Raw genomic sequence first — 16092 nt, 5'->3', positions numbered from 1 at the left:
CCCAGAGTGCATGGACCGGCACCAGCAGCACGGACAGGGCGGCCTGAATACCGACCAATTGCCGCCAGCCGGGCCAGTGCCCTATCTGCCGTACCAGCATGATCAGCACCAGAGTCGCCCACCAGCTGAACCAGGCGCCGAGATCGAGCCAGATCAAGGGGTCTCCCAGCACCATCAGGCAGCCCATCAGCAGTAATAGATTATGGGCGGCAAATTGCCGGCGTATCAGCCACGCCACTCCGGGTATCAGGGTCATGAGGAAAGCCCGCCAGAGACTCACAGCGGGCAGCGCGATCCAGAGCAGCAGGCCTGCCATCAACAGGGCAGCCATCTTCTGCCAGTCCTGACGGACACCCACCGGGTAAAGGCGCCACAGCAGTCCGGCGATCAGGTAGGCCCAGAGCGCGAGGCTGCCAATATGCAAGCCTGAGAGGGCCAACAGGTGCTGGGTCTGGGTGCGCGACACCTGACCTCGTACGGTGCTGTCCAGCGCCGAGCGATCACCCAGTACCAGCGCTTCGTAGAAACCGCGCGCCTCGGACGGCACCGTGCGCTCGCGCAGCCAGCGGCGCGTATTCAGTTGCCAGGCGCTCAGTCCGGTCGGGCGATCAGGATGAAACTGCTCGACCTGACCACGGGCAGCAATTCGGTGGCGCAGCAACCATAGGGCAAATGAGGTCTGTCCGGGAGACACGGTGGCAGACCAGGGTTGCAAACGACCCGAGGCTATACCGGTCAGGCCGGGCTCAGGCTTGGCATCAGCCTGCCAGGTCAGATAATAGCGCTGGCCGTCGCTGTTGCTGAGCAGGCACCGTCGGCTCCAGTCCGACTGCCAGCAGCGCTCAATAGTCACCTGCTCCTGGGCAAAGCTGGTCGGAGCGATCAGACGCATCTGGTTGACCTGGTGAACAGCCGAGGTGGTCCAGGCCATACCGGCCAGCAGCAGTGACAGCAAAGGCCAGTGCCCTCGCCACAACAGCCAGAGAGCGCCAGGCAAGAGCCCGAGCAGCGCCCATCCGGCCAGAACGGGCAGCATGGCGCCAACGAGAAAGGCACCCATCAGTCTGGGCAGCATGCAACTAGGGCTCCGGGAAGCGGGACGACATCGTCCAGCCTAGCGCTCCGGGCCCTGCCCCTGTGTGTAGTTCAGTCTGGTGTCCTGGCCAGCTCAGTAGGCAGCCAGGCGCCCCTGATCCAGCCTGTAGCGCACCGGCATCCTGGCTGCCAGATCATGGTTGTGGGTGACCACGACAAAGCTGCACTGTGCGGTTTCATTGAGACTCAGAATCAGTTCCTGAATCTGATTGGACGTTTGCGTATCCAGATTGCCCGTCGGTTCATCCATCAGCACCAGGCGGGGCCGGTTCATCAGGGCCCGCGCGATGGCCACCCGCTGACGCTCGCCACCTGACAGCTCGGAAGGCTTGTGCTCAGCCCGGTGCCCTACGCCTACGCTGGTCAGCAGGCTGAGCGCATAGTCGCGGTCTGCAGCGCGGGGTTTGCGACTGATACGGGTGGGCATCAATACATTGTCCAGCGCCGTGAATTCGTGCAGCAGATGGTGAAACTGAAAGACGAAACCCAGCGTTTCATTTCTGACCCGACTGCGCCGCTTCTCGTTCATGCTCGCCAGATCAACCCCGTCGATAGACACCAGCCCGCTGGAGGGCAGGTCAAGCCCCGCCATCAGATGCAATAGTGTGGACTTGCCGGCACCACTGGTGCCCACGATCGACACCATGTCGCCACTGTAGATATCCAGATTCAGGCCGTCGAACACATGTACCGACTCGGGGCCGATACGATAGGTCTTGGTCAGGTCCTGGCAGGACATTACGGTTTCACTCATAGCGCAGGGCCTCCGCCGGCATGGTTCTGGATGCCCGCCACGCCGGATACAGAGTGGATACGAAACTGGCAACAAGGGACACACAGGTCACCAGAATCACGTCATCCCAGCGCAGTTCTGAAGGCAGGTAGCTGATGAAATAGACACTGGAATCCAGCACCTGGAAGCCGAACAGGTTCTCGACAAAGGCCACGATGCGATCAATCGTCAAGGCACCAAGTATGCCCAGCAGAATACCGATCGACACCCCTATTACGCCGACCACGCCACCCTGAACCAGGAATATGCCCATGATCTGGGACGGCTTGGCCCCCATGGTGCGCAGGATGGCGATATCGGATTGTTTTTCCGTCACCAGCATGATCAGGCTGGAAACGATATTGAAAGCCGCCACGGCAACAATCATGAACAGCAGCAGACCGACCATGCGCTTTTCCAGCTGAATTGCCTGAAACAGGTTGCCCTGGGTCCGTGTCCAGTCGGAAAACTGATACTGGCCAGGCATATCGACAGCCAGTTGGCGAGTCACCGCGGGCGCCTGAAACAGATCATTAAGGCGCAACTGAATACCCTCGACAGAGCCCGGGATTCGCTTCAGCGTTGCCATATCGTCCATGTGAACAAAGGCCGTATCGGCATCAAGCTGCGCCCCGACCTGAAAGATACCGGACACAGTGAAGCCGCGAAAACGGGGCTGCACACCCATGATGTTGACGGACACCTCCGGCACCATGACATTCACTCGATCACCCTGACGCACGCCAAGCTGTCGGGCCAGTGACTGGCCAAGCACAATATTCCAGTTCCCGGGGGTCAGACTGTTCAGGTCACCGCTGACCATATGGTCGCGCAGTATGGACACCTCATCAATATAGTCGGGCTCAATACCGGTCACCAGCGCCCCGCGGCTTTCTCGGGGCCCAACCAGCATGCCGGTCACACTGATATAGGGTGCAGCTCCGGCCACCTGAGGGTGTTCCAGAGCCTGAGTGCGCAGTTCCTGCCAGTTGGTCACCGGTTCTACACCGCTGATGGTGCCATGCGGCACCATGCCGAGAATGCGCTCGCGCAACTCGCGTTCGAAACCATTCATCACCGAAAGGACAATAATCAGCACCATCACACCCAGTGTCAGGCCGATCATGGACACGGTGGAAATGAATGAAATGAAGTGATTGCGCCGCTTGGCTCCGATGTACCGTCGACCGATGAAGACGGAAAGGTTTTGTAACATCCAGAAGTTCACTTATAGTTCAGAGAAGAGATGCACAGCGGCAGCCAGTCTACTGGGTGCTGTTTCCGTCTGTAAAGGCAGCATGTGGTAAAGCAGCAGGTAAAACACTATGGATGACAACAGGCGCGCTTATTTCCGAATTGAAGATGTGGCGTGGGTACTGACCGCCGCCTATACGGAATCTCGCCCCAATGCAGTGGAGTATTTCCCCCAGTTGCGGCATGTGACTGCGGAAAATGCACTGGCTGCGGTGGATGAAGAACTCAAGGAACTGAACAGCCAACTGGACGAAAAAGCCCTGAGCCGCTATGTGCGGACGCTGAATCGCAAGATAGATCTGTTTCGCCAGAATCTGCTGGTCCAGCAGCTTGGGCAGTTGGACGAAGAGGCACAAACCATCATTATCAGTGAGGGAGGCGTCAGCTTCTGGTCGCACCAGGCGCACAAGGTGGGTGACAAGGTGGTCATGGCGCTGGTTTTTTCACCCTCGTATTTCGCCATCTATCCCCATGCCGAGGTGGTCAATTGCGACGGTGCTACCGGCGGCTATCGACTGCATTGTGCCTTCAGTGATATGCCCGAACCCATGCGGCAGCAGTTGGCGCGACATTTGATGGCTCAGCAAACCGCCAACAGACATCTGGGCACTGACTGATACGCATGTGGCCCTTATGAAAAATCGCGCCGAAACGGGGGCAAGGCATCAAGCACCATGCTGCCATACCGGGCGGTTCGCACCCGGGCATCCAGAATGACCACTCGCCCATGATCATCATCCTTGCGAATCAGTCGGCCTACCGCCTGGGTGAGGCGAATGATCGCCTCGGGCAAGGTCAGTTGCATAAACGGATTGCCGCCTCGCCGTTCTATCCATTCTGCCGAGGCCGCCTGTAGCGGATCATCCGGCACACTGAAAGGCAACTTGGCGATAATCACCTGGGTCAGTGCGCTGCCCGGCAGGTCGATACCCTCGGAAAAGCTGGCCAACCCGAAAATCGCACTGGATTGGTTGTCCGCAAGCAGCCTCTGATGAGTCTCGATAATGGCTTCGCGACTTTTCTGCCCCTGACACTGAACCGCTTGCTGGGTGGCTGCCGGCAACTGCTCGTATACCGATTCCATCTGGGCACGCGAAGAGAACAGCACCAGAGTCGCGGCATGCTCTGCCAGAAGCCCGGGCAGGCGTTGCACCAGGTCTTGCGTATGCTGATCCTGCTGGCCTGCATTAGCGGCATTGGCCGGCAGCCAGATAACCCCCTGCTCGGCGTAGTTGAATGCCCCTGGGACGCGCAGATAGGCCGTTTCATCGTGAATGCCAGAGTGCACTCTAAAACGGCTGAAATCGCCTCCCGCACTCAGCGTGGCCGAGGTCATCACCGCGCCCCAGGCCCGTTGCCACAGGTAGTGATTCAGAACCCCACCTGCAAGAAATGGGCTGCACATCAGAGCCAGGTCGTCCTTGCCTTCCGCCTTTTCGACCCAGAAGGCGTTGGGCGTCTCAGCATCGGCCTGCTGATACTGGCGGGCCAGGTCAACCGCCCCCTGCACCAGTTCCAGATCCTGCCCGATCTGCTGAGACCAGGATTGCACAACCGGCTGGCCCGCCGGTGGATTGGTCATGCGCAGCTGCTGGCCGATCAGCTTGTGCGCCTTGTTCAGGAAGCCGGTGATCGGCTTCAGGTGCTGGGTCAGTTCAATCAGGCCGATCCGCAGCGGCTCAGGCACCTGCCCCAGTGGAAACCGATAGAACACCGGGCGGCTGCCACCCTTGCCCTGCCAATCCAGATCCAGCAGGTCACTGATCTGGCGCAGTTGATCTCGGGTTTCCCGGGCCTGAAATTCAAGATCCGACAGGTCATCCCCAAGGTCGTCATAAGCCTGCAGTTCAGACACCATCTTGACCGAGTGCCGATTCACCTGTTCGATAAACTGCCGAAATGCAGACAGCTCGAGGCGCAGTGAAAAATGCCCCAGCGCCTTTTCTGGTAGATGGTGGGCTTCGTCAAAGACAAACAGGGTTTCGGCGGGGTCCGGCAACACTACCCCGCCACCCAATGCCAGGTCGCTGAGCACGAGGTCATGATTGACCACCAGCAGGTCGACCTCTTTCAGGCGCGCCCGATGGGCAAAATAGGGGCATTCATTGTAGCGGCTGCACAAGGCTCCTAGACAGTCGGAACTGGTGGCCGTAATGGCCCGTCGCAGCGCGGCGTCAGGCTGATCTTCGAGGTTGTCGAGATCCCCATCCCACTGCTGCCCGGCAAACGACTCCGTCAATGTGTCGATGCGCTCCAGCAGCGCCTGGGTGACGGCCGCAGGCTGATCGAACAGCGTGGCTTCGGTACTGAGTTCGCCCCTGGCCTGCTCGGTCTTGACCTCACAGAAGAAACGCCCCCGGCCCTTGCCCAGCGCATAATCGAACTTCAGGTCGGTATGTTTCAGCAAGTCGGGGAGATCCTTGTCCATCAACTGCCCCTGCAGCGCCACAGTGGCGGTGGACAGTACAACCTGCTTTTTCTCGTCAGCAGCCATCACCAGAGCCGGAATCAGATACCCCAGTGTCTTGCCGGTACCCGTACCGGCCTCGACCACGGCCAGGCGGGCACTGGGCCGCTCCTCAGCGTCATCAGCGCCCGAATCCGGCAAGGTTTCATCGCCCGCCAGGCGTCGGGCGATATGCGCAATCATCTGCCGCTGACCCGACCGGGGCCGCAGTTCACGTGCCGCCAGGTAGTCCCGATAAGCTTGCTGAATGAGCTGTTTCTGTTGATCTGTTAACATAGGCATCTGCATCGATATCGGTCGCAGAGTGTATCAGGAATTGCAGGTTTCGGCCCTGCCCCAAGGCGCAGTTGAGCCGCCAATTTCTGTCCCGTTGACGCATGATCAGGACCCCAGGTAATGACCAAGACTGTATTTGTACGAGACATTCCCGTCAGCAATGACAAGCCGTTCACCCTGTTTGGCGGCATGAATGTGCTGGAAGACCGGGACCTGGCACTGCGGGTGGCCGATACCTATACGCAGGTCTGTTCGGAGCTCGGCATCCCCTATGTGTTCAAGGCATCCTTTGACAAGGCCAACCGGTCATCGATGAACTCGTTTCGTGGTCCGGGACTCGAGGAGGGCCTGCGCATCCTGAGCGACGTCAAGGCCGCTTTCGGGGTGCCGGTGATCACCGACGTCCATGAGCCCGGGCAGGCACAAGCCGCGGCCGATGTGGCCGATGTGATTCAATTGCCGGCCTTTCTCAGTCGCCAGACCGATCTGGTGGTGGCCATGGCTCGCACCGGTGCTGTGATCAATATCAAGAAGGCGCAGTTTCTGGCCCCCGAAGAGATGCGCCATATCCTGCACAAATGCAACGAAGCCGGGAATGATCAACTGATCCTGTGCGAGCGCGGCACATCCTTCGGGTACAACAACCTGGTGGTGGACATGCTGGGATTCGGCGTGATGAAACAGTTCGATTACCCGGTCATTTTTGACGTGACACATGCCTTGCAGCGCCCGGGCGGACGCAGTGACTCTGCCGACGGGCGGCGTCAGCAGGTCACCGAACTGGCACGTGCCGGGCTGTCACAGAAGATCGCCGGCCTGTTCCTGGAGTCTCATCCGGATCCCGACAATGCAAAGTGCGATGGCCCCTGTGCGCTGCCTCTGGACCGCCTGAAGCCCTTTCTGCAGCAGATGAAGGCGCTCGACGACCTGATCAAGGGTTTCGAGGATCTCGATATTCGCTGAGCTCCTATCGACTGCACAGCGTGTAGCTGCCCCGCTACAGGAACTTGCGATAGGCTTTTTCCAGCCCGATCTGCTGGCGCAGGATGAAATCAATCGCTTCGCGAACTGCGCCCTCGCCGCCGGACAACTGGGTTCGATGGCGTGCAATGGCCTTGACCATACCATTGGCATTGGCAACGGCAATCGGAAAACCGACTTTGCGCATCACACCCAAATCAATAACATCATCACCAATGTAGGCCACATTGTCCGGTTTGATGTCCAAAGTCTTGAGCAGGCTCTCAAACGCTTCCAGCTTGTCAGAGCAACCCAGGAATCGATGCACTATGCCCAGATCGTCGAGCCGCCGGTTAAGCGGCGCCGAGTCGCGAGCTGAAATCACTGCGACCTGAATGTCATTCTCCTGGGCAGCCTTGATGCCCAGCCCATCGTGGACATGAAAAATCTTCAATTGCTCACCCTGCTCACTATAGACCAGGCGACCATCAGTCAATACACCATCGACATCCAATATCAATAAGCCAATTTTCATAATTCTATCGCTCTTGAACAAACAAAAAAGCGGCCCGCAGGCCGCTCGGACAGTGCCACTTGACGCCTCAGCGAACCCGGATGCTCGCCTGCTCACGAAGATCCGTCAGCACAGACTCCACCGCCGCATTGCGCAGGTTTTGCTGCATGAATTCTACCACCTGCTGGTGCTCGTCTTCACCAATCTCGCCCGGACTGACATTCGTTACCCGGCCCACAGCCCATTGGCCATTCGCAGTTTCCGCCAGAAACGCACTGCTGCCCTCGTCTTCAGGCGCCGGAGCGCGGAAAATCTCATTGATCAGACTGTCAGCCAGCGTCTCGTCAAAGCGGGTAATACCGGTTCTGGGCTGCAAGCTGATGTTAGGGCTCTCACCCGCCGCCAGAGTACTGTGCAGGGCCTCCGCTTCTTCCTGCGCCCGGGCAATGGCCGCCCGCTGGCGCAGCATGGTACGTATCTCATCTTCAACATCCTCCAGGGGCAGCACAGAGGGCTCTTCGTAATCCCGCTTGCGCAAAACCACCAGACTCATGTCGTCCAATGCCACCACTTCGCTGTTCAGGTCTTCTTGCAGCACGTCACTGGAGAAAGCAGCCGAAACCACGTCCGCGTTGGCCGCAATACCGTCACCGCCTTCCCGTGAAAACAGCTCTGTGGATTCGATATCCAGTTCAAAGGCCTCTGCAAGCTCCTGCAGATCCAGGCTGGCAAAGGCGATATTGGCAATCTCGTCCCGAATCACCGGAATCTGCGAGGCAATCTCACGCTCGATCAGCTCTGTGCGGAGCTGATCCCGCATATCATCCAGGCTGTCCATATCTTCAAACTCTATGGCGTCGAGTCGGATGATGTGAAAACCGAACTCGGTTTCAACCACATTGCTCAGCTCGCCTACTTCTTCCATATCCTGCACGGCAGCTTCGAAGGCATCGACAAAGACACCCGTCTGGAACTGCCCCAGATTGCCACCCATGCTGGCGCTGCCGGGGTCATCGGAATAGGTCTCGGCCAGTTCGGCAAAATCCTCTGACTCGGCACGCTGGCGCAGTTCCTCTGCCAACTCCCGGGCTTCTTCCGTGCTTCGGTCATCAGCGGTAATCAGAATATGCGAAATGTCGCGCTCGGCACTGCCGCCTTCTGCGTCCAGATACATCTGGTAAGCCGCTTCAATCTCTTCCTCGGAGGGCTCGACATCCGCTTCCAGCCGCTCACGTGGGTAGACAACATAGTCAACGGCGACGCGCTCTGGTGTGGTGTAGTCGCTCTGATTGGCATCGTAATACTGGGCCACATCGGTGTCGGAAATGTCGACGGCATCCAGGAAGTCCTCTGCTTCAAGGATGACATAGTCGATGTCCCGAACCTGGTTGCTGTATTCTCCATATTGTTGCAATTCATGCGGTAACACGAACTCGGTGCGCTGCAGTCCGGTGACCCATTGGTTGGTCACTTCACTGTCTCCAATGGCATCGCGAAGCTGCCTGGGTGTCATACCCTGCTGGGCGGCAATGCGTGAGAAGGCCTCGGAGCTGAAACGCCCCTGATCCTGAAAAGCCGGCTCGCGGGCCAGAACACGGTCTACCGAACGATCACTGAGCACAAACTCGTTGCGCTTGGCAGCCTGTGCGACCAGGCGCTGCTGCACCAATCGCTCGATAACCTGCGGGCGAACCATTTCTTCAGTGATCATGGAAGGATCCACGTCGCTGCCCAGTTGTTGCAACAGTTGCTGGCGCTCCTGCTGAACTCGGCGCTGAATTTCATTGGTCGAAATGTCTTCGCCATTCACGGTCACTGGCGCTCCGCTGCTGAAGACCAGCGGTACGACTGTTGAGACGCCCCAGAGACCAAAAGCCAGGCAGATCACCACAACCAGCACTTTGCCCATTGGGCCTTTGGCACCGCTACGAATACCCTCTAACATTGATCCTCCGAGATCAGAAATCGGCCTGGCTGACAGACCGTCACATATTGGTCACAAAAAATTGTCCGGGAACCGATAAACCCGCAATTCATGGTTCACGGGCAGACAGGATACCGATACAGCACCCCGGATGACACCATTCAAAACTGTTTGGACAAAAAAAATGGCGAGTGATAGCCACTCGCCATTCTGGAATACCACTGGTTAATCAGTTAACGGCATCCTTGAGCGCCTTGCCCGGCTTGAAGCTGGGTGCTTTTGACGCAGGAATCTGAATCGGCGCCCCAGTCTGGGGGTTGCGCCCGGTGCGCGCAGAGCGCTCTTTCACGGAAAAGGTACCAAAACCAACCAGAACTACCTGTTCACCGTTCTTAAGCGAACCTGAGATAGAATCAATCATGGCATCAAGTGCACGGCTTGCAGCTGCTTTAGGAATATCCGCTGACGCGGCCACAGCATCGATCAGTTCAGACTTGTTCACGCTAATCCCCTTTTTATTTGAAAGATTCGGCCTGTTCCGTCGCAGCCACTCCTTATCAGAATTGCCACTGCGCCCAGACATCCATGACCGATTTTTTAGTATGCTTGCACGGCGAGTACTGTTGCGTTTTTATACCAGCACATCGAAAAGACTGTCAAGCAAACCCGATTTTATTTTGTGATTGTGTGGAACCCGCATCACAAAAGGCATTCAGCCTTGTGATCAGTGCGTGCTGGGCCGATCCCCGTCCTTTTTCATCACCCCTGAGGCAGGTTTCAGATCCTCTTCAATCTGCTGATCAGTGAGCGGTTTTGGCGTGCCATCCAGAGCGATATCCAGAACTTCATCGATCCATTTTACTGGCCGGATATCGAGCTTTTCGACGATGTTCTTAGGAACTTCCTTCAGATCACGCTCATTCTCTTCTGGAATCAGTACGATTTTGATTCCACCCCGATGCGCAGCCAGCAGTTTCTCTTTCAGCCCGCCAATGGCTAAAACCTGACCGCGCAGGGTGATCTCACCTGTCATGGCGACATCGGCACGCACAGGAATGCTGGTCAGGGCCGAAACCAATGCGGTACACATACCAATGCCGGCGCTCGGGCCATCTTTGGGGGTGGCTCCTTCCGGCACATGGATGTGTATGTCCTGGCGTTCAAAGGCGCTGGGCAGGATACCAAGTGCCTGGCCGCGGCTCCGCACCACGGTCATGGCCGTTTGTATGGACTCCTGCATGACATCGCCCAGCTTGCCGGTGCGATTGAGACGTCCTTTGCCGGGCGTTACCGCAGCTTCCAGGTTCAGCAACTCGCCACCAACCGAGGTCCAGGCCAGGCCAGTGACCTGCCCTACCTGATTGTCTTCTTCTGCCCGTCCGAAACGGAACTTGATCACGCCCAGGAAGTCTTCCAGATCTTCCGGCCGGACTACCAATGGCTGCTCTTCGGTCTTTTTCTCCAGAATGCGGCGCACTGCCTTGCGACAGACCTTTGCCACTTCCCGCTCAAGACCACGCACACCGGCTTCACGCGTATAGTGGCGAACAATATCAGTCAGGGTGTCATCCGGTATTTCCAACTCCGCGGGCTTCAACCCGTTACTCTTGAGCTGTTTGGGCACCAGATAATTGCGCGCGATGTTGATCTTTTCTTCCTCGGTATAGCCGGGAAGTCTGATCACTTCCATCCGGTCCAGCAACGGCCCGGGAATATTCATTGAATTGGAAGTACAGATGAACATGACATCCGACAGATCGTAATCCAACTCAAGGTAGTGATCATTGAAGGAGTTGTTCTGTTCCGGGTCCAGGACTTCCAGCAAGGCAGAGGCAGGGTCACCACGGTGGTCCATGCCCATCTTGTCGATTTCATCGAGCAAAAACAGCGGGTTTCGTACCCCTACCTTGGACATCTTCTGTATGACCTTGCCCGGCAGCGAGCCGATATAGGTGCGTCGATGCCCGCGAATCTCCGCTTCATCACGCACACCACCCAGTGCCATGCGCACGTACTTGCGATTCACTGCCCGCGCTATGGACTGGCCCAGTGACGTCTTGCCGACGCCGGGAGGACCAACCAGACAGAGAATCGGCCCCTTGATCTTGCGCACGCGCTTTTGCACCGCAAGGAATTCAAGGATCCGCTCCTTGACCTCTTCCAGGCCATAGTGGTCCTCATCGAGGATCTTTCTGGCCTTGGGCAAATCGATGGTAGAGCGCGTACGCTTTTTCCAGGGTATAGACAGCAGCCACTCTATATAACTGCGCACTACAGAGGCTTCTGCCGACATGGGCGACATCATCTTGAGCTTCTTGAGCTCGGTGCCGGCCTTCTCCAGTGCCTCTTTGGGCATACCGGAGTCTGCTACCTTTTTTTCCAGCGCTTCTACTTCATTGTGGCTGTCATCAATATCGCCCAGTTCCTTCTGAATGGCCTTCATCTGCTCATTCAGATAATACTCGCGCTGGCTCTTCTCCATCTGCTTCTTGACCCGGCCACGGATGCGCTTTTCTACCTGCAGCAGGTCGATTTCAGTCTCAAGCAGAGCCAGGACATGCTCGATGCGTTCCCGGATGACTGGCATTTCCAGAATGCGCTGCTTCTCGTCAAGCTTGAGCGCCATGTGCGCGGCAATGGTATCGATCAGGCGACCCGGTTCTTCGATACTCTCCAGAGAGGTCAGCACTTCGCTGGGCACTTTCTTGCTCAACTGTACATAGCGCTCGAACTGGCTATTGAGGGTGCGCAATAACGCCTCCTCTTCACGTTCGCTCATCGGCTCTTCAGCCATGAGTTCGCCATCAGCAACGATATAGTCCTCATGATCGAACTGGATTTCGGACAGGCTGACACGCGAGCCCCCTTCCACCAACACCTTGACGGTACCATCAGGCAATTTGAGCAGTTGCAGAACAGTGGCCAGCGTGCCGAAGTCATAGATGTCTTCGGCTTTGGGCTCATCCTCGGAAGCATGTTTCTGGGCTACCAGAATCACTTGCTTGTCGGTGTCCATTGCCGCATTCAGCGCGTTGATTGAACGCTCGCGGCCGACGAACAGCGGAATCACCATATGGGGATAGACCACCACGTCGCGCAGTGGCAGTACCGGACAGGAAACAGTGGAATCAGTCATGATAATCCAAAAGGTTGTTCAATATTGGATTGGGGTGCCATGCACCCCAATCAGGACAGTGTGTCGCACTGCCGGAGAAAATCAGTCGCGGCCCGAGGCAGCACTCAGCGACTTTTCCTTCTGTGAGCTGTAGATCAGCAACGGTTCGGAATCACCGGTGATGACCTTGTCATCAATCACTACCTTGTCCACGTTTTCTTCCGACGGAATCACGTACATGGTATCGAGCAGTACACTTTCAAGTATCGAGCGCAGGCCTCTAGCCCCGGTTTTACGCTCCATGGCCTTCTTGGCCACGGCTCGCAGCGCCGATTCGCGGAACTCCAGCTCCACTGATTCCATTTCAAAAAGCTTCTGATACTGCTTGACCAGGGCATTCTTGGGTTCACGCAGTATTTCAATCAGGGCTTCTTCATCAAGTTCGGACAAGGTCGCCACAACAGGAAGGCGGCCGATGAACTCGGGAATCAAGCCATACCGGACCAGATCTTCGGGCTCCACAGACAACAGGGTTTTACCGACATTCTGCGTGTTCTCCTTGGAGTGCACGGGTGCGGAAAAACCGATGCTGCTCTTTTCGCTGCGATCACGAATTATCTGCTCGAGGCCAGCAAAGGCGCCACCACAGATGAACAGCATATTGCCCGTATCCACCTGCAGAAACTCCTGCTGTGGGTGCTTGCGTCCGCCCTGCGGCGGTACTGAAGCCACCGTGCCTTCGATCAGCTTCAGCAATGCCTGCTGCACACCCTCACCGCTCACGTCACGCGTGATCGACGGGTTATCTGACTTGCGACTGATCTTGTCAATTTCATCGATGTAAACAATGCCACGCTGCGCACGCTCTACATCGTAATCACACTTCTGCAGCAGCTTCTGAATGATATTTTCGACATCCTCGCCCACATAACCTGCTTCGGTCAGGGTTGTGGCATCGGCAATGGTAAACGGCACATTGAGCAACCGGGCAAGTGTTTCCGCCAGCAATGTCTTGCCTGAGCCGGTTGGACCGATCAGCAGGATATTGCTCTTGCTGAGCTCGATCTCACCGCCTTTGACGGATTCCCCATGACGCAACCGTTTGTAATGGTTGTAAACCGCTACCGCCAGCACAGTCTTGGCCTGCGCCTGACCGATCACATATTCATCCAGTGTGCTACGGATCTCGGAGGGCGTGGGCAGGTGGTCCTGCTCAGGCTCGATCTCTGCGTCCTGCAGTTCTTCCCGGATAATGTCATTACACAGATCAACACACTCATCACAGATAAACACGGATGGACCGGCAATCAGCTTGCGTACTTCGTGCTGGCTCTTGCCACAGAAGGAACAGTACAGCAGTTTGCCGTCATCTTTTTGCTTGGTGTCATCTGCCATTAAATTACTCCGCTACGCGTTCTCTCTCTTAAAGATGCAGCGGCATCCGCCATTTTGCAAGCACGGATGCCGGATCTTTCCGCCTTCGTGACCTCAGTCTCGCTTGTTCAGAACAGCGTCAACCAGACCATATTCTTTGGCTGTTTCGGCGTCCATGAAATTGTCCCGATCAGTATCCCGCTCAACCACCTCAAGATCCTGGCCGGTATGTTCGGCGAGCCGCTCGTTGAGCGTCTTCTTGATCTTGAGAATCTCCTTGGCATGAATCTCGATGTCGGAGGCCTGACCCTGATAGCCGCCGAGCGGCTGGTGGATCATGACCCGTGAATGCGGCAGTGCAAAGCGCTTTTTCTTTGCCCCGGCAGCCAGGAGAAAGGCGCCCATGCTGGCAGCCTGACCGATGCACATAGTACTCACATCCGGCTTGATGAACTGCATGGTGTCATAAATCGACATCCCGGCAGTGACCGAGCCACCCGGTGAATTGATGTAGAGGTGGATGTCCTTGTCGGGGTTTTCCGATTCCAGAAACAGCATTTGGGCAACTATCAGGTTAGCCATATGATCTTCAACCTGGCCGGTCAGAAAAATCACTCGCTCTTTCAGCAGACGGGAATAAATATCGAACGAGCGCTCTCCGCGAGAGGTCTGTTCGATGACGATGGGGACCAGCGCGCTGGAGGGCTGCATCGAGTTTTCCTCTGCCTGATTAAACGTTGTCATGTAGTAGAAACTCCTGTGCCTGCAGTAACTGTGCTCTGTACACAGCATAATGCCATTTATCGGCTGCCACAAAAAAAGCGGTCACCTCAATGTTGGGACGACCGCTTTATTTTCAACCTGTCCGGCGAAAAGACTCAGCCTTCGCGCTTGACGGCCTCATAGTAATCAATCGACGTTTCAGTCACCTTGGCATCCGACAATACATGGTCGATGACCTTGTCTTCCAATACCAGCGACTGCACCTGAGACAACTGCTCCTGATTGTTCATGTAGTACTCGACGACAGACTCAGGCTCCTGATAGACACTGGCAAGCTCTTCAACTCGGGCCTTTACCGAATCCGGATCGGCCTGAATTTCATGCTTCTGGGCTATTTCGGAAAAGATCAGTCCGGTGCGAACACGACGCTGAGCTTGTTCGGTGAACAGCTCTTTGGGCAATTGGTTCGGGTCGATCTGCTGCTGACCACCGCCAAATTGCTGTACCGCTTCCTGACGGAGGCGCTGAATTTCCTGGTCAACCAGAGCGCTGGGCGCTTCGAATTCAGAGCTTTCCAGCAGCTGGTCGATAACCGCGTTCTTAAGCTTGCTTTGTATCGCCTGTCGGGCTTCGCGGGTCATGTTCTCGCGAACTTCCGCCTTGAAAGCTTCGACATCGGTTTCCCGGGCGCCCAGATCCTTGATGAAGGCTTCATCAAGTTTGGGCAATTTGGGCGACAGCACCTGCTTGACGGTGATATCGAAGGTCGCGGTCTTGCCGGCGAGTTCCTTGTTCTGGTACTCCTCGGGGAAAGTCACCTCAATGGTTTTCTCTTTACCCGGTTTGATGCCGACCACACCTTCTTCGAAGCCGGGGATCATGCGACCGCTGCCCAGAATAAGCTCCTGGTCTTCGGCTGTGCCGCCCTCAAAGGCTTCACCGCCCACCTTGCCGACAAAATCGATAATTACCTTGTCGTCGTTGGCGGCGGCACGCTTTACTTCATTGTATTCGGCGCGCTGCTGGCGCAGACTCTCAATCATCTGCTGCACATTGTCGTCGCTCACCTCAACTCCGGGCTTCTCGACTTCAACCTTGCTGAAATCACCGAGCTTGATCTCGGGAAACACCTCGAAAATGGCGGCGAACTGAACATCGTTGCCTTCATCCTTCACGTCTTCAAAGCGCGGGTAGCCGGCGGGCGTGATGGACTCCTGATCCAGGGCTTCCATGTAGGATTCCCGCAACACATCCTGCAGAACTTCGGCCCGGATACTAGGCCCGAAACGCTGCTTGACTACACTGGCAGGCACTTTGCCGGGGCGGAAGCCGTCCAGACGGACACGGCGGGCGGTCTCTTTGACCTTCTTGTCAACCTGGGTATTGACCTTGTCCGCCGGCACATTGATCACCATCCGGCGCTCCAGGCCGGAAGTCGTCTCAACGGTCACTTGCATGGGAAATCCTCGCTAAATATCTGACTGTCATGCTCAGGGGGCGGGAACAGTAACGTTGCACTCGATACTCTTCAACTGTCCGCGCGCCGCAACCCGAAAACCAGGGTGGTGCGGATGGTGAGACTCGAACTCACACGCCTTTCGGCACTGGAACCTAAATC

At 56.7% G+C, this 16092-nt stretch carries 13 protein-coding genes; 2 read left to right on the top strand and 11 right to left on the bottom strand.

Annotated features, from left to right (window positions below; all coding sequences use genetic code 11):
- The 3 genes from LAT62_RS12405 to LAT62_RS12395 all read right to left on the bottom strand — a co-directional run.
- A partial coding sequence (locus LAT62_RS12405; protein ID WP_293384257.1) for a ComEC/Rec2 family competence protein occupies positions 1–1075 on the bottom strand: 1075 nt, incomplete at its 3' end.
- A 93-nt stretch (positions 1076–1168) separates the two neighbouring features.
- Positions 1169–1849 carry an ABC transporter ATP-binding protein gene (locus tag LAT62_RS12400; RefSeq protein WP_293384254.1) on the bottom strand — a complete coding sequence of 227 codons (681 nt, stop codon included), beginning with the start codon at positions 1847–1849 and terminating at the stop codon, positions 1169–1171.
- The gene (locus LAT62_RS12395; protein WP_293384251.1) at positions 1842–3083 is read right to left on the bottom strand and encodes a lipoprotein-releasing ABC transporter permease subunit; all 1242 of its coding nucleotides are present in this window, start codon (positions 3081–3083) and stop codon (positions 1842–1844) included. The genes LAT62_RS12400 and LAT62_RS12395 overlap by 8 nt, the downstream gene beginning before the upstream one ends.
- A gap of 109 nt (positions 3084–3192) precedes the next feature.
- On the opposite strand from LAT62_RS12395, the gene LAT62_RS12390 reads away from it, so the two are divergent.
- Positions 3193–3738: a PilZ domain-containing protein gene (locus LAT62_RS12390; protein WP_293384248.1), complete on the top strand. Its 546-nt coding sequence runs from the start codon at positions 3193–3195 to the stop codon at positions 3736–3738.
- 14 nt (positions 3739–3752) lie between these two features.
- Here LAT62_RS12390 and dinG read toward each other — a convergent pair whose 3' ends face one another.
- Positions 3753–5864 carry an ATP-dependent DNA helicase DinG gene (gene dinG / locus LAT62_RS12385; RefSeq protein WP_293384245.1) on the bottom strand — a complete coding sequence of 704 codons (2112 nt, stop codon included), beginning with the start codon at positions 5862–5864 and terminating at the stop codon, positions 3753–3755.
- A 120-nt stretch (positions 5865–5984) separates the two neighbouring features.
- Here dinG and kdsA point away from each other — a divergent pair, with 120 nt between their 5' ends.
- The gene (gene kdsA, locus LAT62_RS12380) at positions 5985–6827 is read left to right on the top strand and encodes a 3-deoxy-8-phosphooctulonate synthase (RefSeq protein WP_293384242.1); all 843 of its coding nucleotides are present in this window, start codon (positions 5985–5987) and stop codon (positions 6825–6827) included.
- Positions 6828–6861: 34 nt separating this feature from the next.
- Here kdsA and LAT62_RS12375 read toward each other — a convergent pair whose 3' ends face one another.
- The 7 genes from LAT62_RS12375 to tig form a co-directional block, all read right to left on the bottom strand.
- The gene (locus tag LAT62_RS12375; RefSeq protein WP_293384239.1) at positions 6862–7359 is read right to left on the bottom strand and encodes an HAD family hydrolase; all 498 of its coding nucleotides are present in this window, start codon (positions 7357–7359) and stop codon (positions 6862–6864) included.
- A gap of 67 nt (positions 7360–7426) precedes the next feature.
- Positions 7427–9283, bottom strand: coding sequence for a SurA N-terminal domain-containing protein (locus LAT62_RS12370; RefSeq protein ID WP_293384236.1), 1857 nt, complete (start codon positions 9281–9283; stop codon positions 7427–7429).
- A gap of 208 nt (positions 9284–9491) precedes the next feature.
- Positions 9492–9764 (bottom strand): HU family DNA-binding protein, encoded by a 273-nt coding sequence (locus tag LAT62_RS12365; RefSeq protein WP_293384233.1) that lies wholly within the window; start codon positions 9762–9764, stop codon positions 9492–9494.
- Between the two features lie 222 nt (positions 9765–9986).
- Positions 9987–12398 (bottom strand): endopeptidase La, encoded by a 2412-nt coding sequence (gene lon, locus LAT62_RS12360; protein WP_293384230.1) that lies wholly within the window; start codon positions 12396–12398, stop codon positions 9987–9989.
- An 81-nt stretch (positions 12399–12479) separates the two neighbouring features.
- Positions 12480–13772 carry an ATP-dependent Clp protease ATP-binding subunit ClpX gene (gene clpX / locus LAT62_RS12355; RefSeq protein ID WP_293384227.1) on the bottom strand — a complete coding sequence of 431 codons (1293 nt, stop codon included), beginning with the start codon at positions 13770–13772 and terminating at the stop codon, positions 12480–12482.
- A 93-nt stretch (positions 13773–13865) separates the two neighbouring features.
- Complete coding sequence (gene clpP / locus LAT62_RS12350; protein WP_293384224.1) at positions 13866–14495, bottom strand: ATP-dependent Clp endopeptidase proteolytic subunit ClpP; 630 nt, start codon at positions 14493–14495, stop codon at positions 13866–13868.
- A gap of 134 nt (positions 14496–14629) precedes the next feature.
- A complete protein-coding gene (tig, locus tag LAT62_RS12345) occupies positions 14630–15931 on the bottom strand; it encodes a trigger factor (protein WP_293384221.1) in 1302 nt (433 codons plus the stop codon).
- Between the last annotated feature and the right edge of the window lie 161 nt (positions 15932–16092).

Origin of the sequence: Natronospirillum sp. (assembly GCF_022565775.1) — a bacterium.
Lineage (GTDB): Bacteria > Pseudomonadota > Gammaproteobacteria > Pseudomonadales > Natronospirillaceae > Natronospirillum.
This window is presented reverse-complemented; position numbering and strand designations above follow the sequence as displayed.